Raw genomic sequence first — 24,714 nt, forward strand, 5'->3', positions numbered from 1 at the left:
CCCTCCTAGAAGCTTATGCCTTCGTTTTATCCTCCAGAGTCACTGAGAGGTTCGTCTGTTCCACCATTCCTTGTACTTCCTTGCGCAGGCCAAACCAGTTTTTGTTGGTATGTCCGGCAATCAGCACATTTCCTTCCTGCAACTGCACCCAGATTCGACGGTGCTGCCAGAAAAAGCCCATCGAGACTCCGATCATGAAGACAAACGATCCAAAGAAAATCAGCGGCAAAGCTTTATCCGTGCGAACGTTCAATCCGGAGATGTCCACCAGATCCGGCATCTCGATCTTCAACCCGTATCTCGGGTTGTCCTTTTGTGTCAGAATCGACCCTTGCAAGTAGACCAGTTTCTCGTTGATCGCGTCTCTTTCATCGAGTACCTCCAATGCGAACATCGGATTTTTGGGCAAATTGGTTTGAGTGATTGGCTTTCCGTCTTTCCCCATCGCAAAATCCGGGAAGTAGTCGAGGATGCGAACCTTCATGCCGTCTGCCACCTGGATCTCTTCCTGAGGGTTGTACAGATCCAGCTTGATCGGGCCTACTTCTTTATCACCGTTTTTCAGATCAATCAGCGTGAAATTGAGTGCCCCCAGCTTCATCTCCTGATAACCGGATTGATAAAGGTAGATGTCTTCATACTTCATCGGATGGTTCACGATAATCGGACCGCTCTGCACTTCCACCAAATCCGGTTTGGCCCCAGGCGTATCTGCGTTTCGGTTCAGGTACAGGATCGCATCCGTCTGGTAGCTCTTCGCAATCACACCGCCCTTGAGATCCAGCTTCTGCACCATCTCATCCTCGGAGTAATACTCGACCTTGAAGCCCAGATTTTTCACATAGTAAGGAGTCTCTGGGATGGGGACCGTTTCCCCTTCTCTGACCCATACATACTCGTCCAAATGAAAGCCTGGCAGACTGCGCATTAACACGCCGATCAGAAAAAGAATCAATCCGATGTGGTTCACGTAGGGGCCCCATCGACTGAAACGCCCCTTTTCCGCCAGCAAGGCACGATCAGTTTGAAAAAGGTAATAGCCCTTTTTCTTCAAGGCTTCTGCTGATTGAGCCAGAATCTCTTCCGCGCTGCGGTCCATTGGCTGTTTCGTTTCCGCGTACAGCTTTTGTCCTTTTAAAAAGGATTTGTGCTGGTTGAGCCGCGGTTTGTTCAATGCTTTATACAGTGGAATCACACGATCCAGGCTGCAGATGATCAAAGATGCGCCGAGCAGTACGAGCAGCAGGACGAACCACCAGGAGGAATACATATTATGAAAGCCTAACTGATAGAATATGGTCCCCAAAATTCCGTAGGTATCGGTGTAGAACCGCTCTACATCCAATTCTGTCGGCACGGGCACCGGTATGTATTGCTGCTGGGGAAAAATCGTCCCCACTCCTGACGCAACCAGTATGACAACGATGATCCAGATGGCCACTTTTACGGAAGAAAAGGTATTCCAAATCCGGTCCACTATTGTTGTCGTATAGGTCTGCGAGCGGCGAGCCATTCCTTCATAACGCATGTCAGGAAACGCGGCTTTGTCTGTCAAATCCAGTTCCAACGGCTTGCCGCAAGATTCGCAGAGCAGCGTCCCGACCGGGTTCGTATGTCCACATTCACATTTTCGCTGATCCATATCGATCCTCTCTTACGGCAAAATTTTCGCCACTTTGGACTCAATCATGGCTTCGTTCATTTGACCTATAAAAATTTCTTCCACCTTTCCGTCAGGTGAAACGAAAAAGGTAGTCGGAATTGGTCCGATCCGGTAGAGCTTGGTAATTTGCGAATTGCGATCCAGCAAAATTGGGAAATTGACCCCCATTTGCTTGACAAACGGCTCAACCGTAACCGGTGCCTCGCCAATATTTACGCCTACGACAACCAATCCCTTGTCTTTGAGAGCCTCGTATTTTTGCTGCAAGGCCGGCATTTCGGCTTTACATGGTTCACACCAGGTGCCCCAAAAGTTCAATACGACGCCTTTTCCCTTCAAATCACTAAGTGACATCTCCGGGCCATTCAATTGCTCCAAGCTAAAATTGGGAGCAGTACTCCCTACCTTTACAGCATTCGGGTCTTTAACGAAGCTGGAATAAAGAGCAAAAACAAGCGCTACCAGCAGCAGTCCCAAAATGGCAACGCGTACATAAATGCGATTCTTTTTGTTCATTGCCCGATCTCCCATCTACTACTTTTCATATCGAAACCGCTTACTACCTCTCTATTATAGCGTTGCTTCATTTTATTCAGCGCATAACTTATGAACAGATTTTGAACGAATACCTCTACCGCGCCCTTCGCTTGCGGTTTTGCACCAGTCCCTGCTTCAGTCTGGAAACCTCCTCGCTTGTCAAAGGACGAAACTGACCCGTGGCGAGTCCCTCCAGCGTCAAAAATCCAAGCCGAACACGTTCCAGTTCCAGGACCGGATGGCCAATCGCCTCACACATGCGTCTTACCTGCCTGTTGCGCCCTTCGTGAATCGTAATCTCCAACAAAGCCCTTCCCTGATCACGCTTCAGCAGTCTCGCTTCTCCCGGAGAGGTCATTCCATCCTCCAGCATGATTCCTCGGGCCAGCATTCCCAGCTTGTCTGCAGTAGGTACGCCCTTAACCCAAGCGCGGTACACCTTGTCAATCTCATAGCTGGGATGCGCGAGCTTGTTCGCCAACTCCCCATCATTTGTCAAAAGCAAGAGTCCGGAGGTATTGTAATCCAGTCTGCCTACCGGGTATACCCGTTCTTTTAAGCCCCTGAGCAAATCCGTCACAACCCGTCTGCCGCGGGGGTCGGAGACACTCGTAATGACCCCGGTGGGTTTGTTCAACATCAGATAGACATGCTGCTCTGTACGAATCGGACGCCCTTCCACGAGAATCTTGTCTTTGGTCGGATCCACTTTCGTTCCCAGTTCTCGAACGACTTGGCCGTTCACCTGCACTTTGCCTTGCATGATCAATTCTTCACAATGGCGACGAGAGGCGATTCCGGCATGTGCCATTACTTTTTGCAAACGTTCCATTCTTGGATCACCTCTCCAACATCATACCCATTCTTACCAGTGTGGACAACAAAAAGGGAAAAACTTCCCCTGTGTTCGGAAGTTTTTCCCACATCGGTTTCTTTCAACCAAATACGAGGTAAACCACGAGAAGCGAAAAGATGACACCCGCCAAATCGGACAACAGGCCCACTTTCAAGGCATACGAGGAATTTCGGATCCCTACCGCTCCGAAGTAAACCGTCAGGACGTACAGCGTCGTATCCGTGCTCCCTTGCATGGTGGCTGCCAAACGGCCTAAAAAAGAGTCCGGACCATACTGCGCGATCAAGTCCGTCGCAATGGCGAGCGAGCCAGTACCCGTCAACGGGCGCAGGAGAGCGAGCGGCAGCAGTTCTTCAGGAAAATGGAGGAAGTCGAGTATCGGCTTGATCAGTCCGAGCAGCAAGCCCAAAGCTCCCGATTCACGAAACATCGTCACCGCTACCATCATCGCGATCAGATGAGGCAGAATCCGGATCGTCGTGCCAAAACCGCCTTTCGCCCCCTCGACAAACGTCTCGTAGACCGGAACCCGCTTTTTCCAACCATATAAAAGGACAAACGCGATCATGACGGGAATCGCCCAGAGCGAGATCAGGGACACCCATTGGTACATGCGGCTCCCCCCTTACCTGTAGCGTCTGTTCGTGCGATAACGATACCAACGGTCAATCACAATGGCGACAAACGTTGCAGCAAACGAGGACAGCAGCGTTGTCCCGACAATCTCCACTGGATTGGCCGATCCGTATTGCATCCGTATGGCAATCATCGTCGTAGGAATGAGCGTAATGCTCGCTGTGTTGATCGCAAGCAGTGTGCACATCGCCGGTGATGCCTGCTGCTTGTCAGGATTTAATTTTTGCAGTTCCTCCATCGCTTTCAGGCCCATCGGTGTAGCTGCATTCCCCAGCCCGAGCAGATTCGCGCTCATATTGGACATGATATAGCCCATTGCCGGATGTCCTTTCGGGATGTCAGGAAAGAGCAGCGAGATGACCGGAGACAACGCACGTGCGACTAGCTCCATCAAGCCCGTTTTTTCCGCTATACGCATGATGCCCATCCAGAATGCCAATACGCTGAGAAGCCCGAAACAGACTGTGACACCTGCTTTCGCACCCGCAAAGGCTGCCTGATTCATCGCCTCCATGCGCCCAGTGACCGCCGCAACGATAATGCTGCTCACGATCAGCACAAGCCAGATGATGTTAAGCACGGAACAGCCCTCCTGCCATCAGATTCCAGAACTGCTGCCAGAAATCAGCCCCTGTATCCTCGTTGGTATTTGCCCAAGTCGGGGTATCGACCTGCACTTTCAATGGAACCTGACCGATCATCTGATCCCGGAAATGGAACTGCAGGAACCCGATGATTTGCCCATTCATCTTTTCTGTCACGACTGATTCACTCATCACCATCCGTTTTGTTACATCAGGAATTTCCTCTGGCTTGAGGGGGTAGCGAAACGCATTCGTGGTAACGAGCTGAACCCCTTCTTTTAACGTGACCGCAGGCTCTGGTTGGATGGTTTCCCCGTACTGGACGAATTCCTTCATGGCGAAATGACGGAAGCCCCAATCCAGCATCTCGGCCGAATCATTCCAGTCATCAGGCGCGTTCAATGTAATCGCCGCCAGTTGTCTGCCGTCTCTTGTCGCCGATGAAGCCAGGCAGCGCTTCGCCAGTTTGGTATATCCCGTCTTTACCCCATCCGCGCCATTGTACAAATGAAGGAGCTTATTCTTGTTGAGAAGACGCCTATTGTACTCCTCCCCTTCCCAGGAGATGTCCTTCACCTTGGTGGAGACAATCTGCCGAAATACAGGATTCCTCAGAGCGTATGCCGACAACAAGGCCATATCCTCGGCAGTGGAGTAATGCATGTTGCTGTCATCCAAGCCGTGTGGATTGGTGAAATTGGTATGCGTCATCCCGATCAGAGCTGCCTTTTCATTCATCAGGTAGACAAAACCCGGAACCGATCCCCCTACATGTGTCGCTACGGTCACAGCAGCGTCATTCCCCGAGCGCAGCATGAGTCCGTAAAGCAGCTCTTCCAGTGTCAGCTTCTCGTTCTTTTTCAGATAGATCGAGGAGCCCTCCACTCCTACTGCTTCCGGCGGAACCGTTACCTCGTCCTTTAGCTGTCCCATTTCAATCGCCACAATGGCCGTCATGGTTTTGGTCAGACTGGCAATTCGCATTTTCTTGTCGCCATTTTTGGAATAGAGTATGCGCCCGCTCGCCACGTCGATCAAAGCGGCACTCTCTGCGGATATGTTAGGAGGTCCGGCATTTGCCCTGACTTCCGCAACAGGCAGCAAAAGGAGCTGTATAAAAAGAAAAACGACGAGCACGCCGCATAAACGTTTCCGCACCCTCATCCACATCCTCCCCATTCCAAAGTACAGATCACAAGGTTTGTACCAAGTATATGGGGACGAGTCAGGGGTTAGTACGAAAAAGTCAACAGCATCTAGTCGTTTCTCGTCTCATCTGCTTTTCCGAACAATGCGGAAGCCTCCATTCGGGCCTCTTCAACGTCCAGATTGACAGGCGGTGGAGGCAAATCGGAGAGCTCGCGCAATCCAAAATGCTCCAGAAAATCTTTCGTTGTCGCATAAAGGATCGGTCGCCCGATTCCCTCCGCTCTCCCGGCTTCACGGATCAATTGCTTCGAGATGAGCGTATTCAAGGCCTTCTCGCATTTCACACCGCGAATCTCCTCGATTTCGGTACGAGTGAGCGGCTGCTTGTACGCGATGATGGCCAACGTCTCCAACGCCGCTTGCGACAACGTGGACTGGCTGGGGGAACTGGCGAGCCGTTCAAAGTATTCGGCATGCTCCGGCAAAGTGGTCAATTGATACGCTTTTGCCACCTCCACGATTTGAATGCCTCTACCAGCACGGCGAAAATCTGCTTTCATGTCCTCGATCAGGTCGATGATTTCATCTTCCGGCACCTGGGTGATCTCGCTGATCTCCTTGGCGGCGAGGCCTTCATCGCCCGAGATGAACAACAAGCCCTCAATGACACCCTTCAGCTTGTCATAGTCCATCGGTGGGGACCCCTTTCGTATTGTTCTCACAAATCATGATATCTGTAAAAAGCTGATTCTGAATGCACTGAATCTCCTTGGCCTTCATCAATTCCAGGAGGGCAAGGAAGGTCGTGACAATCTGCGAGCGCGTCACTTCTTTGGAGAAAAGCTGCGAAAAGCGGACCATCCCGCCGCCAACCCGGACGAACTGGCGGATCTCCTGCATCCGGTCCTTGATCGAAATCTCGTCCCGCGATACTTTCGTGAGTGGCTGCTCTTTTTCCTTTGCTTTTTTTACCATCTTCTCCAACGCGCTAATCAGATCGTAAAGCGTGACATCCTTCACGGTGTTCTCTTCTTCTCGAATATACGGCGTCAGATTTTCTGCAGGCCGGGTAAAGACCTGACTGCGGCCGCTCTCCATCTCCCGAAGCTGTTCGGCAAGGAGCTTGTAGCGCTTGTACTCCAGAAGCCGCTGAACCAGTTCCTCTCTCGGGTCTACCTCTTCCACATCCATATCCAGATACGGCTGAAAGACTTGCTCTTCTTTTTTCGGGAGAAGCATTCTGCTTTTGATGGATAGAAGCGTCGCAGCCATGACGACAAATTCACTCGCCACGTCCAGCTGCATCTGGTGCATGGTATCGATCGTCGCCAGATACTGCTCGGTGATTTCCGCCACGGGGATGTCGTAGATGTCCACTTCCGCCTTGTCGATCAGATGAAGCAACAGGTCGAGCGGCCCCTCGAAGGAGTCCAGTTTGATGCTGTATGCCAAGATAACCCCTCGTTTCTGTTAAAGGAAAGGACGTAAAATCGAGAACGCAATCTCCTGCACCCCATTGATGACATAGGCCATCGGGATGCCAAATATGACCGAGCGGACACCTGGAATAAAAATCAGCAAAAGCAAGATCCAAGGTCCGTAGATTTCATAGCTGTAATAGAAACGGTCCCATCCCCTAGGGGAGAGAAACCGCAAGATCTTGTAACCGTCGAGCGGAGGGACGGGCAACAGGTTAAAGACAAACAGCGCTGCGTTGATAATGACGCTGTATTCCAATGTCAATTTAATTGCGTAATTCCACTTGTCACTTGTATCCGCGAGCATCCCCGCTTGGAGGACATAGAGGTAAATGACAGCAAACAATATGCCCAGCACAAGGTTAACCAACGGCCCCGCAACGGAAACATAGACCATCCCAAGACGTTTGTTGCCGCGGAATTTCAACGGATTGACCGGTACGGGCTTGGCCCAGCCAAACGGTCCGAACAAAATCAAGATCAACCCAAACGGATCAATATGGGGGATCGGGTTGACGGTAAGTCTCCCCTCGTCCTTGGCTGTGTTGTCACCAAGCTTCCATGCGACAAAAGCATGGGCGTATTCATGAAGGGAGAAGGCAATTACGAACGCGATCAAGCGAAACGGCACTGTCTCCCACTCAAAGTGAAAAAGATCCATTGGCTCCTCCTCGAAAATCGTCTACCTTTTAAGATAACAGCATGGAGATAGGCTTACAAGCCTAAAAAAGACACTGGCGACGCGATGTCACCAGTGTCTTTGACAAGTCACAATTACGATACGACTACTGTGCTCATTTTGTCGCCTTGTTTGATTGCATCCACATGCTCCATGCCGGAAGTCACGCGGCCAAACACTGTATGTACTCCGTCGAGATGCGGGAAGGAATCATAGCAGATAAAGAATTGGCTGCCGCCTGTGTCTTTTCCAGCGTGCGCCATCGAAAGCGCGCCACGGAGATGCTTGTGCGGGTTGCCTTTTGTCTCGCATTTGATGGTGTAGCCAGGACCGCCTGTTCCTGTACCATGCGGGCAACCGCCTTGCGCTACGAAGCCAGGAATCACACGGTGGAAGGACAATCCATTGTAGAAACCTTCATTCGCCAGTTTTTCAAAGTTGCCAACGGTGCCAGGAGCTTCCTGATCAAACAGCTCCAGCTCGATTTGATTGCCATTCTCCATGGTGATAAGCGCTTTTTTCATATGTAAGCCTCCAGACCTGATAAAGTTAACCATTCTATTCTATCATGCAAGAGACGCATTCGTCCAATTGTCGGGAATTTGAAAATGCCCCTTTCGTCATTTCCGACTCCAGAGGCACTCATGATTTTTGTATGTGGTACTACCGTTGCAACTGGGCGCGCTTGGGCAAAAGATCGTGGCTGACGACGTCTTGGTACGTCTCCCGCTTTACGACCAGCTCCGCTTCCCCTTCCTTCACAAACACGACAGCAGGACGGGCAATGCGATTGTAGTTGTTGGACATGGAGTAGCCGTAGGCACCAGTACTGGTTACCGCCAAAATATCGCCTGCGTCCGCTTCTGGAAGCATCACGTCCCAGATCAGCATGTCACCGGATTCACAGCATTTTCCTGCGATGGACACCTGCTCAGTGGCAGGAGCGTTCATTTTGTTGGCGATCGCCGCTTCATATACCGCCTGGTAGAGGGCAGGACGCAGATTGTCTGTCATCCCTCCATCGACTGCCACGTATTTGCGTACATTCGGAATATGCTTGTGGGACCCGATGCGATACAAGGTGGTCCCTGCATCCCCGACGATACTGCGGCCGGGCTCGATCCACAGCTCTGGCAAAGGAAGCTGTCGCTGAGTCATCTCATCCCGCACCGTATCCGTAATCGCCTTGATATACGTCTCTGCAGTAAGCGGTGTATCGCTTTCTACATAGCGGATGCCGAAGCCCCCGCCGACATTGAGGACCTCGGAGATAAATCCATGCTGCTCTCTCGCCTCTTCCAACAGTTCGATCAACCGCTTGATCGCAACGATAAAGCCCTCAGCTTCAAAGATCTGCGATCCGATATGGCTGTGTACGCCGAGCAAATGAAGCTGCTTGCTTTCATGCGCGTATTTGATTGCTTCCAATGCCTGACCGTTTTGCACATCGAAGCCGAATTTGGAATCAACTTGTCCGGTGGAAATGTACTCATGCGTGTGGGCCTCTACCCCTGGTGTCACACGCAGCAAGACCGCTACTTTCTCGTCTCGCTCTTGGGCAATCTCATCAAGCGTAGCCAACTCATAAAAATTGTCTACTACGAAGCAACCAATCTTGGCATCCAGGGCCATATGGATCTCTTCGATAGATTTGTTGTTTCCATGAAAATGGATTCGTTCTGCAGGAAAGCCTGCCTGCAAGGCAGTATACAGTTCCCCGCCCGAAACGACATCCAACGACATGCCTTCTTCTTCGACCAGCTTGCACATGGCCATCGTGCAAAATGCCTTGCTCGCATAAGCTACCTGAAAGGCAAATCCCGATTGGCGAAACGCATCGATATACGCCCTGCACTTGCTGCGGATCAGTGCTTCATCATAGACATACAGTGGCGTGCCATAGGTAGCTGCCAATTGGGTGACATCACATCCCCCAATCTCCAAATTCCCTTTCTCGTTCACTCTACTTGTCCCATGTAAATACATTACCCGTTTCCCCCAGTCCAACTAGGTCACTCGGACCCATTCCAGATCGCCACACGCATGCCTTTTTCTATTGTGAACGGCAAACCGCTAGAAAACTTGTACTTCCTCTATTTCATAGCGATTTCGTTTGAAAAACCGATCCTATCATCCGGTTATGTCCGTACCATGCCTTCAGGCTTATCATAAAATGTACTACATGGCTGTGCATTTGACAATGGGTGGCTGGAGCCTGTTGTCAGAATATTATTGACGGGAGGAATTTTGGGAGCGAACAATACTCGGGCGCTTCTTTTTCATGGGAACTGCCATGCGGATGGCAACATCCTTGAACGCTTTGTAATCAAAGGGGATCAGAGGCCACAGATAGGGCGTGTCGAGCGAACGCGTCACTGCCAACCCGATCAATACCAGCAATACCCCAAGCACCAATCCCGTCGTGGAGAAGAAGCCGACCATCAGGATGAGGAAAATTCGTACGAGTCGATTCGCCAAGCTCAGCTCATAGCTTGGCGTCGCGAACATCCCGACAGCAGCTACAGCCAAGTAAAGGATCACTTCAGGAGTAAACAGTCCTACCTTGATCGCAACGTCCCCAACCAGAATAGCGGCTAGCAAGCCCATCGCGACAGACAGCGGGGATGGAGTGTGAATCGCTGCCATTCTCATCAGATCCAGGCCGAGCTCTGCAAGCAGAAATTGGGCTAACAACGGAATGCTCCCCTTGTCTTTAATCCCGAGAAAATGCAATTGCTCTGGAATCATGGCTGGATGCATCACCAAAAGCAACCAGATCGGCAAGAGGATAAGAGAGGCAAAAATGCCCAAGAAACGTACCCATCGCAGATACGCGCCAACGACTGGAGTCTGGCGGTACTCCTCGGCGTGCTGGACATGGTGGAAATACGTGGCAGGGGTAATCATCACGCTTGGTGATGTGTCTACATAAATCAGCACGTGGCCCTCGAGGAGATGAACCGCTGCCACATCGGGTCGTTCTGTATACCTCACCATCGGAAACGGGTTCAACGTCTTGCCGATGATAAATTCCTCTACCGTTTTTTCCGCCATCGGAATCCCGTCAATTTGGATATTTTGCAGACGATTCCTCAATGTCTCTACCAAGTCCTGATTGGCTATGTCCTTGATATAACAGATGCAAACATCCGTCTTGCTCCGTTCGCCGATTTGCATAATCTCAAAGCGGAGCCGCTCATCCCGAATTCGTCTTCTGGTCAGCACGGCGTTGGTCACCAGCGTTTCGGTAAACCCATCATGCGCTCCCCGCACAATCCGCTCCGTGTCCGGTTCCTCGGGATTCCGGGTTGGGAGTACTTTGGCATCCATCAGGATCGCTTCAGAAGAATTGTCAATGATTAACCCTACTTGACCGACCAACAGTTTATCCAAAAACTCATTTGTCGTTGTTACTTTGGCCAATTGAAAAAAGGGAATGTACTTATAGTAGAGATAATCGAATAATTCATCCCGCAAATGGCGATCACGCAAATCATTCAAATCACGCATGATTTGCGTGATGTTCTGACTGTCAGCAAAGCCATTTATGTAATAAATCAAGATGCGTGTGCCACCAACGTAAAAATCGTGGACCCCGATGTCGAAACTGCTGCCGACTCCAAGCTTGTCATTGAGATAGGTTTTGTTTTCCTCCAGATTCTCCGAGATGGGACGCCGCTTCTCCGTGATCTCTGTCATTTGCTTTGCTCCTTTCCAGTATCCATTGCACTGCTTTCTTGGTAATAGGACTGCCTTTGCGCAGACTATCGCGGCCATCCATTTTTCCAATATCTCCAATCCCGATCAGATTGGGGATGTGAAAGGAATTCAAAACATCGACGGTATCGCCATAGATCCGATTCTCCAAATCGACATCCGCATACCCATCCTTATCCACTGCCTCTTCCACCAATCTCCCGTGGTTGTCAATCGAGTATTTGACGGTTGCTCCCCTGACCCATCGGGTATTGGAAGCAACCGCAATCGCACCGATCACCTCGATCTCCGGATGCTTGACCAAATATTCAATGGCTTGCTCGCCCTTACCCCTGCCGTAATTGCCGTTGTCGTCAAACATCACCAGTACAGGATCATGGGGCGTCATTTTTATCAGCTCGACCATCTGGCTGCCATCTAGCGGCGTCGGATTGCCTGCAGACAGCGAGATGCACCGCCCGCCCAAGTCTTTCGCTACCGCTTCGATTACTTTCTGGGCAATATGGTCGCCATCCGTGACGAGAATAACTCTTCTTCGTGGTTCTGCCATATGCTGGATCACCGTCCTCGCTACATCGCGTTTATCCCTTCGGCTTGAACACGAGCGAGGCCAGAAAGCCAAACGCAATCGCTGCCGAAATTCCAGCGCTCGTCACCTCAAAAATCCCGGTAACGACCCCGATCAGGCCATGTGTCTGCGCCTCGCTGATCGCACCGTGATAGAGTGAATGCCCAAAGCTGGTGATCGGAACGGTAGCACCTGCTCCGGCGAAGTCAATCAGCTTGTCATAGATACCAAAAAAGTCGAGGACAACCCCCGAAACAACCAAGGTACTCATCACGTGGGCGGGAGTCAGCTTGCCTACATCCAGCAATAATTGGCCGATGACGCAAATCAAGCCGCCGACGGCAAAAGCAATCACGTATTCCATCATGCTCCTCCTTCGAATGCAACCGCGTGCGCGATGCAGGGAATGGAATTTCCTTGCTGATAACTGATCGGGCTGAGCAACGCTCCCGTTGCGCAGACCAAAACGCGCTTCAACAGTCCCCGATTTATTTGATCCATGATGTAGCTGTAGGTAACGACCGCACTGCTGGCACAACCGCTTCCCCCTGCGAACACCTCTTGTTCGGGATAATAAATCATCAGCCCGCAGTCATTGTACATATCCTCCATCGCATATCCTTGCGCCAACATCAATTCTTTCACGATGGGATAGCCCACTGCGGCCAGATCCCCTGTCACAATCAAATCGTAATCTTTTGGAGTACGTCCTGTATCCTGGAAATGAGAGTGGATCGTCGAAACGGCTGCCGGGGCCATCGCCGAGCCCATGTCAAATGGATCTTTAATGCCCATATCCGTGACTTTGCCCATGGTGGCGTATGTAATGCGCGGCCCTTTTCCACCAATTCCGACCAATCCTGCACCCGCTCCTGTCACCGTCCATTGCGCACTCGGCGGTTTCTGGCCCCCGTACTCGGTCGGGTAGCGGTATTGTCTCTCAGCTGTCGCATTGTGGCTGCTGCAGGCCGCAATTGCTTTTTTCACATAGCCCGCGTTGACAAGAGCTGCTGCTGTAGCCAATGTAAGCATGGAGGTGGAACACGCGCCGTACATCCCCATTAAGGGAATTTCCAATTTCTCCGCAGTAAAGTTGGTCGTGATGTTTTGATTCAGCAGATCCCCTGCCAAAATGACATCCACATCTTGCTCCTTTATGGATGCCTTTTGCAATAAAATGGTGACCGCATCCTCCATCAGCTTTCGCTCGGCATCCTCCCAGGTTTGCTGGCCGACATATACATCATCATGGATCTGATCAAAGTAGGAGGACAATGGTCCTTCTCCTTCTTTGGGGCCGACCGACACAGCAGAAGCCTGCACGCGAACATCTTCTGCAAAGTGCCAGGTTTGACGGCTGATCCGCGCTGTTTGCTTCTTGCTATCCATCGTAAGCCCTCCTCAGAAAATCATCTTGAGCACGCTCTTGATAATGCCTGCGAGAAAGGCAGCAACGACACCGAAGACAATCACTGAGCCTGCCAGTTTAAACATGTTGCCGCCCACCCCGAGCACAAATCCTTCGCTGCGATGCTCAATGGCAGCCGATGCGATGGAATTGGCAAATCCAGTTACCGGGACTGCTGAACCCGCTCCGGCGTACTGGCCGATGTTGTCGTATATCCCCAGGCCGGTCAGCAATACAGCGATGAAGATCAGCGTTGCCACTGTGGGGTTGCTTGCCGTTTTCTCTGTAAAGCCAAAAAAGTGAATGTACATATTTTGCAGGGCTTGTCCCAAAAGACAGATCGTACCGCCAACCCAGAATGCGCGAAAGCAATTCAACAAGACATTTCGTTTTGGCTGGTACTTGGACGCCTGCTGCTGGTACATCTGTTTAGTCATCTGCATAGAGCCGATTGGTTTTGTTTTTGTTTTGGTCGCCATGCCAGTTCACTCCTTTGCCATTCCTGCCTTGGTCCAAACACACCATATCTATATTCTTCCTGTTAACCCTCATCCTATGAATAGCGGTATTTACCAGATCAAAGATGAAGCATCCATTGCAAGAGAGAGCCAGTGATTTTGCCCAAGACCATTGCCATCAGCAAATAGAGCAGGCTTGAATCCATATGCAAGCGTTTGGCGATGATCGGGAAGACATTCAATGCTTCAGTGAGACCGGCAGCCAAGGTACCTACGAAAATACCGGCAAACAAGCCATAGAGAGAGGTAACATAAATCGGGAGAGCAGCTTGGATGGGAAAAAAGTCGATCAGGGTAAAAAATAGGGCACCACTCACCAATGCCCACTCCAGCTTGCGAATATGCTGATGGGCATTGGTCAGTTGCGTCAGCCTCGGGATGATGTCCAGCACGGTAATAAAAGCGACAAAACCGCTTCCCACTGCGATTCCCCAGCCCAATCCAACTACGACCACGAACAGCAGCTCCAGGATCATCATGTTTTCGTCCGTTGATTCTCCTTGTTTTCATGCTCGATGTAATACTGATCGAGGTTTTGCTGGTACATGAACAGCTCTACTTCCAGCGGGCTGGGCTCCTCGTTGATTTTTTTCTGAAAGATATGGTTGAAAAACAGAATCATCCCCAAGCCGATCCCGATCGAATAAGGAATCTGCAGCCAGAGCGGGTGCTGATTTTTCTCTCCGGTAATCAAATAGAAAATTCGCCGATGCACTTCCGGCATGCTCACATCGGTATGAAAGTTCATGATAGCCAGTCCCGCTCCGATAAAGAGAAGCACCCAAACTAACGTGACCAGAACGGGATTGGCTTTTTTGCGTGGATTTAAAACCTCTACGATGATTTGTGATGCCCCCTGTACCTCCAGTTCGACCTCGGGGTAAGCAAAACGAAGCCTTTCGATCACTTGCATGATGTCAATAATCACCAAGTTCCCATCCTCTGGCTTTACCCTGTAAATCGGAATTCGCGAAATTGCTTCCTCCCGTTTGCCGTCCCAGAATAGCTGGCAGATATCTCCCAAGGTAATGACAGACTGCGGCTTTACTGCCAACCGTTTGCGCAGGCGCAAATACAACGGGTCATGCATCTGATCCCCTCCTGTACAGCATCTCTTTCACGTTTGTAGTATGTGCCAGGTTATTAAACCAATACCAAGTAGTGGTCGACGAGCTGTAGTGGTGGGGGAGGAAAACGGGGAAACGCTCCAGTGGGTTGGGATCTTTGCTGGGGGTCATTCCTGGCCGCCTCCCACTCCAAAGGCGGAACCGCGGCCAAAAGCAGCCGACTTCGAAAAAGTCATTCAAGGTTGCCCGCTGAGTGCGTGTTCCGCCTTTTCCGTTCCGGCATGGTCAAGATCCCAAAACGCCTTCGCTTTTTCCCCGATTTCCACAACCAGCTTTGTCTGCTCTCCCTGCTGCTATCTTTGTAGGTTTCTCTAGGTATGAAATACAAGAAAAGACACCAGACCAGCATGATCGCTGTCGGTGTCTCTTCATGTTTTTCAGTGTTCAATTTGATCTTTGATCGTCTGCAGGATGCGCTTCTCCAGCCTCGAGACCTGCACCTGGGAAATGCCCAGGCGCTCGGCGACCTCTGACTGGGTTTGATCCTTGTAATACCGCAAGTACACGATTAACTGCTCCCGTTCGCTCAGTCTGCTGATCGCATCCTTCAATGCGATTTTCTCAAACCATTTGTTAACGCCCTCATCTGCGATTTGATCGATGAGCGTGATCGGATCTCCGTCATTTTCGAACACGGTTTCGTGGATGGAAGAAGGTGTCCGGCTCGCTTCTTGGGCAAACACAACATCCTCAGGAGTTATCCCTACCGCTTCGGCTACCTCTGAAATCGTCGGAGCACGTCCGAATTGCTTGTACAATTCATCCTTGGCACGACGAACCTTGTTGGCGGTCTCCTTGAGCGAGCGACTGACCTTGACGGTGCCATCATCCCTCAGAAAGCGCTGGATTTCTCCGATAATCATCGGCACAGCATACGTAGAGAAACGCACATCGTAGGAAAGATCGAACTTGTCGACGGCTTTCAACAGGCCGATGCAGCCAATCTGAAACAAATCATCTGCTTCGTACCCACGGTTGATAAAACGCTGGACGACAGACCAGACCAGTCTGATATTGCTGTTCACCAAAAGCTCGCGGGCGTCGCTGTCTCCCTCCTGGCTTTTGGCGATCAAGTCTTTTACTTGGTCATTGGTCAGAAATGGTTGACTCGCATTTTTAATATCGGCACCCATTGGCACTACCCCTAATTTTGCAATGCTTTGGCAAACGACAGGCGTTTGGTCAGGCGTACAGTCGTTCCTTTGCCGACAGCGGTCGCCACTTCCAAAGAGTCCATGAAATTCTCCATAATGGTAAAGCCCATCCCGGAGCGCTCCAGCTCCGGCTTCGTTGTGTACAGCGGCTGCATCGCCTGCTCTACATCCTCAATTCCTTTACCTTGGTCTTCTACAACGACGTCGACAACCCCATCATTGATCTGCACGGAAATATGTACCACACCCTCTGGATTTTCGTCATATCCGTGGATGATTGCGTTTGTTACTGCTTCAGAAACGACTGTTTTGATCTCTTCCAGTTCATCCATCGTGATATCCAATTGTGAAATGAATGAAGCTACTGCTACGCGGGCAAATGCCTCATTCTGGCTTACCGCAGCAAACGAAACCGTCATAAAATTGCGTTGCGCCTTCATTACGCCACCCCCAGGATCAGCAGTGCTTCTGCCTCGTTTTCACGAAACTTGATCACCTTGAACAATCCCGACATCTCAAAAATCCGATAGATCGTGGGATTGACTCGGCAGACGTACATTTCACCCGAACGGGCTGAAATCTGCTTGTATCTGCCAAGGATCACGCCAATTCCTGAACTGTCCATAAACGCCAAATCGGCAAGGCTGAGCACGATATGGCGAATCGAAGAGGTACGTAGGGCTTCATCCATCTTGCTGCGCAATTCCTCCGCAGTATGATGGTCCAATTCTCCTTGCAAACGGACGACCAAGACATCTTGTCGGGTCTCCATCGCGATCCGCAAACTCATAGCTGACACTCTCCTTCATCCCGTAGTCTTTCTCTCATTCTTCTCTTCTTTAACCAATTCCTGCCAGGCGACAAAAGAACAAAAAAATCGAGCAGCCACAATCCTTCATTCGAGGCAACTCGATTCTTTTCGCGCTTCTGTCGTCATGTCGTCCGCTTAATAACGAAGCAACACCTTCTTCGTTGTCCGCTTGAGAATCTCCCACATGCCTGCCTCATTTACTGCATGCTCCGGATACAGGTCGATGCGGCTTACTTCATTGCCATCCTTGGAGCGAATAAATATATGGCCAACTACCTGATCCTTTTGAACAGGCGCATTCACCGTTTTGTTCAAGACCACCTCTTTTTGGAAGTCTTCCGCTGCTTCCCCTTTTTTCATCAACAGGCTGACGGCATGCGGTGTTACGATGTTCAACTGAGGTTGTTGGCCTTTGTCTACAGTAATTTGATCGACTGTCTCTCCTTTTTTGTACATCGGCATGACTTTGTAATGCGTGAACGCGTAATTAAACATCGTCGTCACATCGTTGTTTCTTGTCTTCACGTCAGGCTCTCCCATGACAACGGAGATGACGCGCATATTATTTCGCTTGGCTGTCGCCGTTAAGCAGTATTTGGCTTCTCCGGTATAGCCTGTTTTCAAGCCGTCCACCCCTTGGTAAAAGCGGACGAGACGATTGGTATTGACCAGCCAGAACGGATTTTCAGAGTCTTTTCGTAAATAGTCCTGATACGTTCCTGTAAATTTGGTGATCTGTTCATGCTTTAACAACTCTTTGGACATAATGGCAATATCATAGGCAGAGGCGTAATGATTCTCTGCAGGAAGACCATTGGAATTGACAAAATGAGTGTTTTTCATGCCCAATTCCTTGGCCCGCTCGTTCATCCGTTTGACGAAAGCTTCCTCCGTACCCTCCAGATGCTCCGCCATCGCGACAGAAGCATCGTTGCCGGATGCAATGGCAATTCCTTTGACCATATCTTCGACAGTCATTTCCTCGCCGGGCTGCAAGAAGATTTGAGATCCTCCCATCGAAGCTGCGCGTTCGCTTGTCCGCACCATGTCGGTCATCTTGAGCTCTCCGCGCTCGATCGCCTCCATGATGAGCAATAAGGTCATCACCTTGGTGATGCTGGCAGGCGGCAGCTTCTCGTGCGCATTCTTTTCAAATAGAACGGTCCCTGTATCGGCTTCAATCAAAACAGCAGAACGTGCACTCGGCGCAAAATTCATGGGTTCAGGCTTCTCACTGGCTGCAAAAGCCTGAGGAGAAAAGATGGTGAACAACATCATGATGCATAGAGCGAGATACCCTTTCCGTTTCATAACAGTCTCTTCCCTCCATTCATGGTTTTATTCTCACCAACCGGACAGGAAAATATTCACAACTTCTTTGTTTGGTTGTTCCCATGCTGTAGTGGTGGAAAGGAAAAAGAGGAAAACACCTCAGGCCGGTTGGGATCTTCATTGGGGGTCATTCCTGGCCGCCTCCACTCCAAAGGCGGAACCGCGGCCAAAAGCAGCCGCTTCGAAGAAGAGGCTCAAGGTTGTCCGCTAAAAACGTGTTCCGCCTTCTCCGTTCCGGCTCGGTTAAGATCCCAAATGCCTTCCGCTTTTTTCCTCTTTTTCCTCAGCAAGCTCTTCTTGGTCCCCGTAACATTAAAAATCCCTTCCGCAATACTTTGCAGAAGGGACTCTTCATTAATAGTTGACCATGCTAGATCACAAAACGACTTACATTATTTGTCAGTTCGTCCGCCATCTTTTTCAATTGCTCCACATTTTCGTTGATCCTTGCGATCGAATGGAGCTGCTCATCCACGGTTTTCACCACTCCGTTGATGGACTCCTTGATTTCGTCCGATACGGCGGCCAGGCGTTCGATGGAATCAGTCACGACTTGGTTGCCTGCGGCCATCTCTTCGGAAGTCGCGGTCATCGATTCGCTTTGCTCTGCTGCTGATTGGATGTCGGCCACGATATTCTGGAAGGAGACACCGACGGACTCTACGGACTGCAAGCCTTCGCCGACCATGCTGACGATCTCGTCCATGTGCTTGCTCATTTCCATGGCTTCGTCATTGATCGAGTGCGCGATGGCGGCAATTTTATCGGAAAAGAGGTTGCTTTCCTCCGCCAGCTTCCGCACCTCTGTGGCGACGACAGAGAAACCGCGCCCTGCGTCTCCTGCTCTGGCAGCCTCAATCGCTGCATTGAGCGCCAGCAGATTCGTCTGGGAAGCGATGCTGCTGATCATCTCGACAATACTTGTTATTTCCCGTGCTCGTTCACGCAGGCTGTGCATTTGCTTGGCCGTACGTTCTACCTCACTGGAGGCCTGCCGGACCGTGCCAATGACATTACCGACCTGCTTCATGCCATCCTGAGCCCGCTCAAACGTCCGAGTCGTCGCAACAGAGGTCGATTCCGCAGCAATGGCAACCTGCTGTACACCTTGTGAGATTTCCGAGACAGTCTGAGCCGTAGCCTGTACCTCATCCGTCTGCTGGGAAACACGCTGTGCGATCGAGGAGATATTATTCGTAATCACCTGAATAGCGCCTTTATTGTCCTCCGCGAATTGCGTCATTTCCTCTGTAGCCACGTTCAGTTGGGTAGCTTGTCCCTGGACCAGGGAGATCAGCTTGCGCAATTCCGCTGCCATCTCGTTCATTTTCGAACCGACCATCGCCAACTCGTCATTGCCCTTCACCTGGATGTTCACATCAAAATGACCGGAACCGATGCGATCCATATCCTGCGCGACTGCGAAAAGGGAAGATCGGATGCGATTCGAAAACCACCAGATGAGCCACATCGATACGGCAACAATCGGAATGGCAAACAAGATAAAGTACCAAACCATGGTGTCGACCTCGCCGTACACCTCTTCAACACCTGTCGTGAGCACAAGGCTCCAGTTCAAAAGCGGAATCGGAGCTAGTGCTGCAAAGGATTCTTTTCCTTCATCCGTATAAATCAAGCTGTTGCTAACCTGTTGATTTGCTGTTGCCATCAGATCAGCATATTCAGGACGATCCTGCAGCACCAATTCGTTGTTGAATTCTGGTTTTTTATGAGCCACAACCAAGCCGTCCGGGCGGATGACCATGGCATGCCCGTTTTTCATAAACGATATTCCCTGCGCTTTGACGATCAATTCGGTCATATCGAAACCGACGACCAACAATCGCGAATCGCTGCTATTATGCTCTCCTACTTTGGATGCCACATATAAATAGCTTTTGTTGATCCCTTTGACAATCTCTTCGTCGGACATGACGGCGTCCGATGAGTTGACCGCATCCTGGAAGTATTTCATCGTCTTAAAATCAAAATCAGTTTTCCCGGTCAAGGAGTACAGCATTTTCCCGGTACTGACATCGATCAGATAGATTTTGCTAATCTCTTTGTGCTCTTGTACCAACAGACGGAATTGCTCCAAGATAAGCGGCTCCATCTCGGTCAGCATGATTCGCTTGGCAGCTGTCTGTTTTGCTGAGATCCGAATCGAATTGATCCAATCATTCATGCTCTGGGCGTGCTGCTCTGCCAGCATGATGGATTGATTAGAGGTAATGTTCATTAAAGTAGATTTCGATAATGAAATCGCTATGTAGTTCATAGCTCCAAGAATGATGAGAACAAGGATAAGACCGAATAACATCATTTTTTTCGCGATGGAACCTTTGAAACGACTTGTTGTCTGAGCGAATAGGGAAGACTTGTCATGATTCCTTGCTTTGGAAGATACGAAATTCTTATTTTTATTCTGAAAGCGGAATAGGTTCATGTTCTCTGCTCCCTCACTAAGTAATCCCATATTTTGCTGAAAGTAGTGGTAAAAAAACGGGTTCCCAGTCAGAGCTGTACTGGAAACCCGCACCATGTATTTGTCTCTTAGTTGTATAAATGGCAGGCCGCAAAATGTCCTTTTTCGATTTCCTTCCAGACTGGCTCTTTTGCAGCGCATTCTGGCATTGCTTTCGGGCAGCGTGTACGGAAATGACAGCCGCTTGGCGGATTCATCGGGCTCGGTACATCTCCCTGCAACACGATTCGCTCGCGATTGCGCTCCACTTCCGGGTCTGGAATCGGAATGGCCGACAGCAAGGCTTGCGTGTACGGATGGAGAGGTTTTTCATACAGCGCTTCACTGTCTGCCAGCTCGACCATTTTGCCGAGATACATGACCGCTACACGGTCGGAGATGTATTTCACCATCGACAGATCGTGGGCAATAAACATATAGGTCAGGCCCATTTTCTCCTGGAGCTGTTCAAGCAGGTTGACTACCTGTGCTTGAACCGATACATCCAGTGCAGAGATCGGCTCGTCACAGACGATAAACTTCGGTTCTACAGCCAACGCGCGGGCAATCCCGATCCGCTGGCGTTGACCACCGGAAAACTCATGCGGGAACCGGTTCATATGCTCCGGATTCAGGCTAACCAGGGAGAGAAGCTCTTGAATGCGCTCTTTGCGCTTTTGTCCGGTAGCCAGACCATGGATATCAAGCGCTTCACCGATGATGTCTCCTACTGTCATCCGCGGGTTCAAAGAAGCGTACGGATCCTGGAAGATCATCTGCATGTTGCGGCGCATCGCCTTCATTTCCTGGTTGTTCAATTTCATGATGCTTTTGCCTTCGAACAAGACATCCCCGTCGGTAGCATCGTACAAGCGCAGAAGCGTACGTCCTGCTGTCGATTTGCCACAACCGGACTCCCCTACCACACCGAGAGTCTCGCCGCGTTTGATCTCAAAGGAGATGTCATTCACAGCTTTGAGTGTATTTTCGCCAATCGTGAAAAACTTTTTCAGATTGCGTACTTCAATTAAGGTATCTTGATTTGCCACTGTATAACCCTCCCTCTTACGATCCTGAGCGGTTCTGAGCTAGCGGATGCTGCAACCAGCAAGCTGTACGCTGCGTGGAACTTACGTCGTTCAATTCAGGATCCATCTCCTGACATACACGCATCGCAGATTCGCAGCGAGCCGTAAATCCGCATCCTGTCGGTGGACGCAAGAGATCTGGCGGTGTACCGAAGATCGGTGTCAACGGCTCATCCCGATTCAGGTCCAGACGCGGCACCGAACGAAGCAATCCTTTGGTATACGGGTGTTGCGGGTTGTAGAAGATGTCATCTACCGTCCCTGTTTCAATGACTTTACCAGCGTACATGACGATGACGCGTTCGCACATTTCGGCGACAACACCCAGATCATGCGTAATCAGAATAATGGATGTACCCATTTTTTTCTGCAGGTCTTTCATCAAATCCAAAATCTGAGCCTGAATCGTCACATCAAGGGCTGTGGTCGGCTCATCCGCAATCAACAGCTTAGGCGAGCAAGCCAGCGCGATCGCGATCATGGCACGTTGCCGCATCCCACCGGAAAATTCGTGCGGATACTGTTCGATACGCTTTTCGGGTTGCGGGATTCCCACCAGCTCGAGCAGCTCGATCGCCCGGTTGCGAGCGTCTGTGCGTGACATGTTCTGGTGTTTAATCAATCCCTCAGTGATCTGGTTCCCAATCGTCATGGTTGGATTGAGAGATGTCATCGGGTCCTGGAAAATCATCCCGATGTCTTTCCCGCGGATCGCTTCCATTTCCTTATTTGATTTGTTTACAAGATTTTCGCCATTGAAAAGGATTTCTCCTTTTTTAATATCTCCCGGAGGCATCGGAATCAATTTCATCAGAGATTGTGCCGTAACGGATTTACCGCAGCCCGACTCCCCTACAATCGCAACCGCTTCTCCGCGATTGACGTGAAAATTAACACCGCGAACAGCTTTTACTTCTCCCGCATAAGTGTGGAAGGAGACATGCAGGTCTTTGACATCAAGTATACGTTCCATTATGATCTTCCCTCCTATTTCCGCAGGCGTGGGTCTACTGCGTCGCGCAGACCGTCACCGAACAAGTTGAATGCCAAGATCGTAATCGAAATAAACACTGCCGGGAACATCAACCTCCATGGGAAGTACTTCATCGCCGGCAAGCCCTCAGAAGACATCGTGCCCCATGAAGCGATCGGTGCTGCAACCCCCAAACCAATGAAGGAAAGGAAGGATTCCGCAAAAATCGCATTTGGCACGGTCAAGCTCAAGGTAACGATGATCGGACCGAGAGCATTAGGAATCAAGTGCTTGAAGATGAGACGACTGCTATTCGCACCCAGTGAACGAGCCGCGAGGACAAATTCCTGTGATTTCAGCTGCAAGATCTGCCCGCGAACGATCCGCGCCATCCCGATCCATCCCGTGATGGTCAAGGCGATAATAATGGTCGTCACCCCTGGTTCTAACACAACCATGAGCAAAATAACAACGAGAAGATATGGAATGGCAAACAAAATATCGGCGATACGCATCATGATCTCATCCACTTTGCCGCCATAAAATCCTGCAATTCCACCCCAGATTACGCCGATAATCAAGTCGATCAAAGCGGCAAAAATCCCTACTTCCAAGGAAATTCTCGCACCATGCCAGATACGGACAAAAATATCGCGGCCGAGGTCGTCTGTACCAAACCAGTGTTCAGCAGAGGGTTTTTGGTTCTTTCCTGCCAGATTCGTCGTAAAATAATCATTGTTGGTCATCATTGGCACGAAGATCGCGCAAAGAATCAAAGCAATAATGAAAATCATGGAAACCATCGCAACCTTGTTCATTCTCAGGCGGCGCCATACGTCAGCCCAGAATGAAAGGCTAGGACGCTTGATGGCTTCTGATTGACGGAGGTCAACGGAAATTGGCTCAAAATGCTCTTTACTCAATTGCATCATTCATTACTCCCTTCCTGCGTCTGCCAGCTTGATCCGTGGGTCTACAAGGGTGTACGCGATATCGACGATCAGAATCATGACAACGAGAATGATCGAGTAGAATACCGTCGTACCCATAATGACTGTATAGTCACGGTTGGTAATGGAGAGTACGAATTCGCGTCCCAAACCAGGAACCCCGAAGATACGCTCGATTACAAATGCCCCTGTCAAAATGTTGGCAACGAGTGGGCCCAGGTAAGTAATGACCGGCAACAAAGCATTGCGGATCGCGTGTTTCACGGTAATGGTTACGGTATGCAAACCTTTTGCCTTCGCCGTCTTGATGTAGTCTTGACCCAGTACCTCAATCATGTTGGAACGAGTCAAGCGTGCGATAAACGCCAATGGTGATGCAGCCAAGGCCAAGGATGGAAGAACTGTATAGGAAAAGCCTTCCCATTTCGCAATCGGGAAGAGGCCCCATTGAATCGCGAAGAAATACTGAAGGAATGATGCCAAGATAAAGCCGGGAACGGATAAGCCGAGAACTGCTATGACCATCGCCGTGTAATCTTGCCATTTATTATGTTTGAGCGCCGCTATGACCCCGAGGATAATTCCGCCGAAAATGGCTATAATGAGCGCTTGAAGCCCCAAGTGCGCCGATACCGGGAAACCTCGATTAATCATTTGATTAACAGTTGAGGATTTCTCTGTAAAGGAAGGCCCCAGATCCCAGGTAATTACCCCTTTCAGATAGTTCAGATACTGTTCATGCAGCGGCAGGTCAAGCTTGTATTTCGCCTCAAGTGCTTTTTTAATTTCCTCAGGAACATTTTTCTCTGATGTAAATGGGCCGCCCGGTACTGCCTGCATAATAAAGAAGGTGGCCGTTACGATCAGAAAAAGCGAAATGAGCATAAAGATGATACGCTTACCAAGATAACGGATCAACTAACTTACCCCCTTAACGGTTTCTGTGAAAAACGTCGAGATGTTTTTCATAAAAGTAAACCTGACCGCTTGCGGTCACAAAACGATCTCAGCCGTTTTGTATG

The 24,714-nt window shown here is 50.2% G+C and carries 27 protein-coding genes; all 27 read right to left on the reverse strand.

What is annotated here, in order from left to right:
* Positions 1-13: 13 nt before the first annotated feature.
* Positions 14-1,642, reverse strand: coding sequence for a cytochrome c biogenesis protein ResB (gene resB / locus T458_RS31540; protein ID WP_023554479.1), 1,629 nt, complete (start codon positions 1,640-1,642; stop codon positions 14-16).
* Between the two features lie 12 nt (positions 1,643-1,654).
* Positions 1,655-2,179 (reverse strand): thiol-disulfide oxidoreductase ResA, encoded by a 525-nt coding sequence (gene resA / locus T458_RS31545; RefSeq protein ID WP_023554480.1) that lies wholly within the window; start codon positions 2,177-2,179, stop codon positions 1,655-1,657.
* Between the two features lie 115 nt (positions 2,180-2,294).
* On the reverse strand, positions 2,295-3,032 hold the full coding sequence (locus T458_RS31550) for a pseudouridine synthase (RefSeq protein WP_023554481.1): 738 nt from the start codon (positions 3,030-3,032) through the stop codon (positions 2,295-2,297).
* Between the two features lie 103 nt (positions 3,033-3,135).
* On the reverse strand, positions 3,136-3,669 hold the full coding sequence (locus T458_RS31555; protein ID WP_023554482.1) for a spore maturation protein: 534 nt from the start codon (positions 3,667-3,669) through the stop codon (positions 3,136-3,138).
* 12 nt (positions 3,670-3,681) lie between these two features.
* Positions 3,682-4,272 (reverse strand): nucleoside recognition domain-containing protein, encoded by a 591-nt coding sequence (locus T458_RS31560; RefSeq protein ID WP_023554483.1) that lies wholly within the window; start codon positions 4,270-4,272, stop codon positions 3,682-3,684.
* Complete coding sequence (locus tag T458_RS31565; RefSeq protein ID WP_023554484.1) at positions 4,265-5,440, reverse strand: D-alanyl-D-alanine carboxypeptidase family protein; 1,176 nt, start codon at positions 5,438-5,440, stop codon at positions 4,265-4,267. Before T458_RS31565 ends, T458_RS31560 begins: the two co-directional genes overlap by 8 nt.
* A gap of 92 nt (positions 5,441-5,532) precedes the next feature.
* On the reverse strand, positions 5,533-6,117 hold the full coding sequence (scpB, locus tag T458_RS31570) for an SMC-Scp complex subunit ScpB (protein ID WP_023554485.1): 585 nt from the start codon (positions 6,115-6,117) through the stop codon (positions 5,533-5,535).
* On the reverse strand, positions 6,107-6,877 hold the full coding sequence (locus T458_RS31575) for a segregation/condensation protein A (protein ID WP_023554486.1): 771 nt from the start codon (positions 6,875-6,877) through the stop codon (positions 6,107-6,109). The genes scpB and T458_RS31575 overlap by 11 nt, the downstream gene beginning before the upstream one ends.
* An 18-nt stretch (positions 6,878-6,895) precedes the next feature.
* Positions 6,896-7,564 (reverse strand): site-2 protease family protein, encoded by a 669-nt coding sequence (locus tag T458_RS31580; RefSeq protein ID WP_023554487.1) that lies wholly within the window; start codon positions 7,562-7,564, stop codon positions 6,896-6,898.
* A 113-nt stretch (positions 7,565-7,677) separates the two neighbouring features.
* Positions 7,678-8,106 (reverse strand): peptidylprolyl isomerase, encoded by a 429-nt coding sequence (locus T458_RS31585; RefSeq protein WP_023554488.1) that lies wholly within the window; start codon positions 8,104-8,106, stop codon positions 7,678-7,680.
* A 139-nt stretch (positions 8,107-8,245) separates the two neighbouring features.
* A complete protein-coding gene (gene lysA, locus T458_RS31590; RefSeq protein WP_023554489.1) occupies positions 8,246-9,568 on the reverse strand; it encodes a diaminopimelate decarboxylase in 1,323 nt (440 codons plus the stop codon).
* Between the two features lie 243 nt (positions 9,569-9,811).
* On the reverse strand, positions 9,812-11,281 hold the full coding sequence (locus tag T458_RS31595; protein ID WP_023554490.1) for a spore germination protein: 1,470 nt from the start codon (positions 11,279-11,281) through the stop codon (positions 9,812-9,814).
* Complete coding sequence (locus tag T458_RS31600) at positions 11,211-11,849, reverse strand: stage V sporulation protein SpoVABEA (protein ID WP_023554491.1); 639 nt, start codon at positions 11,847-11,849, stop codon at positions 11,211-11,213. The genes T458_RS31595 and T458_RS31600 overlap by 71 nt, the downstream gene beginning before the upstream one ends.
* 31 nt (positions 11,850-11,880) lie before the next feature.
* Positions 11,881-12,231, reverse strand: a complete 351-nt coding sequence (gene spoVAE / locus T458_RS31605; RefSeq protein WP_023554492.1) for a stage V sporulation protein AE — start codon at positions 12,229-12,231, stop codon at positions 11,881-11,883.
* Positions 12,231-13,256: a stage V sporulation protein AD gene (spoVAD, locus tag T458_RS31610; RefSeq protein WP_023554493.1), complete on the reverse strand. Its 1,026-nt coding sequence runs from the start codon at positions 13,254-13,256 to the stop codon at positions 12,231-12,233. The genes spoVAE and spoVAD overlap by 1 nt, the downstream gene beginning before the upstream one ends.
* Before the next feature lie 12 nt (positions 13,257-13,268).
* Entirely contained in the window at positions 13,269-13,754 is a 486-nt protein-coding gene (spoVAC, locus tag T458_RS31615) for a stage V sporulation protein AC (protein ID WP_023554494.1), read from the reverse strand.
* A gap of 98 nt (positions 13,755-13,852) precedes the next feature.
* Positions 13,853-14,269 carry a stage V sporulation protein AB gene (locus T458_RS31620; RefSeq protein WP_427329378.1) on the reverse strand — a complete coding sequence of 139 codons (417 nt, stop codon included), beginning with the start codon at positions 14,267-14,269 and terminating at the stop codon, positions 13,853-13,855.
* Positions 14,269-14,883: a stage V sporulation protein AA gene (locus tag T458_RS31625; RefSeq protein WP_023554496.1), complete on the reverse strand. Its 615-nt coding sequence runs from the start codon at positions 14,881-14,883 to the stop codon at positions 14,269-14,271. Before T458_RS31625 ends, T458_RS31620 begins: the two co-directional genes overlap by 1 nt.
* A 414-nt stretch (positions 14,884-15,297) precedes the next feature.
* Positions 15,298-16,053: an RNA polymerase sporulation sigma factor SigF gene (gene sigF / locus T458_RS31630; RefSeq protein WP_023554498.1), complete on the reverse strand. Its 756-nt coding sequence runs from the start codon at positions 16,051-16,053 to the stop codon at positions 15,298-15,300.
* Between the two features lie 11 nt (positions 16,054-16,064).
* The gene (spoIIAB, locus tag T458_RS31635; protein WP_023554499.1) at positions 16,065-16,514 is read right to left on the reverse strand and encodes an anti-sigma F factor; all 450 of its coding nucleotides are present in this window, start codon (positions 16,512-16,514) and stop codon (positions 16,065-16,067) included.
* Positions 16,514-16,864 carry an anti-sigma F factor antagonist gene (gene spoIIAA / locus T458_RS31640; RefSeq protein WP_023554500.1) on the reverse strand — a complete coding sequence of 117 codons (351 nt, stop codon included), beginning with the start codon at positions 16,862-16,864 and terminating at the stop codon, positions 16,514-16,516. Before spoIIAA ends, spoIIAB begins: the two co-directional genes overlap by 1 nt.
* Positions 16,865-17,020: 156 nt before the next feature.
* Complete coding sequence (locus T458_RS31645; protein ID WP_023554501.1) at positions 17,021-18,196, reverse strand: D-alanyl-D-alanine carboxypeptidase family protein; 1,176 nt, start codon at positions 18,194-18,196, stop codon at positions 17,021-17,023.
* 391 nt (positions 18,197-18,587) lie between these two features.
* Positions 18,588-20,456, reverse strand: a complete 1,869-nt coding sequence (locus tag T458_RS31650) for a methyl-accepting chemotaxis protein (RefSeq protein WP_252989771.1) — start codon at positions 20,454-20,456, stop codon at positions 18,588-18,590.
* Between the two features lie 314 nt (positions 20,457-20,770).
* Positions 20,771-21,730 (reverse strand): ABC transporter ATP-binding protein, encoded by a 960-nt coding sequence (locus T458_RS31655; protein WP_023554503.1) that lies wholly within the window; start codon positions 21,728-21,730, stop codon positions 20,771-20,773.
* 16 nt (positions 21,731-21,746) lie between these two features.
* Positions 21,747-22,742: an ABC transporter ATP-binding protein gene (locus T458_RS31660; protein ID WP_023554504.1), complete on the reverse strand. Its 996-nt coding sequence runs from the start codon at positions 22,740-22,742 to the stop codon at positions 21,747-21,749.
* A 14-nt stretch (positions 22,743-22,756) separates the two neighbouring features.
* Positions 22,757-23,674: an ABC transporter permease gene (locus T458_RS31665; protein ID WP_023554505.1), complete on the reverse strand. Its 918-nt coding sequence runs from the start codon at positions 23,672-23,674 to the stop codon at positions 22,757-22,759.
* A 3-nt stretch (positions 23,675-23,677) separates the two neighbouring features.
* Complete coding sequence (locus T458_RS31670) at positions 23,678-24,610, reverse strand: ABC transporter permease (protein ID WP_023554506.1); 933 nt, start codon at positions 24,608-24,610, stop codon at positions 23,678-23,680.
* Between the last annotated feature and the right edge of the window lie 104 nt (positions 24,611-24,714).

It is taken from the genome of Brevibacillus panacihumi W25 (assembly GCF_000503775.1).
Lineage (GTDB): Bacteria > Bacillota > Bacilli > Brevibacillales > Brevibacillaceae > Brevibacillus > Brevibacillus panacihumi_A.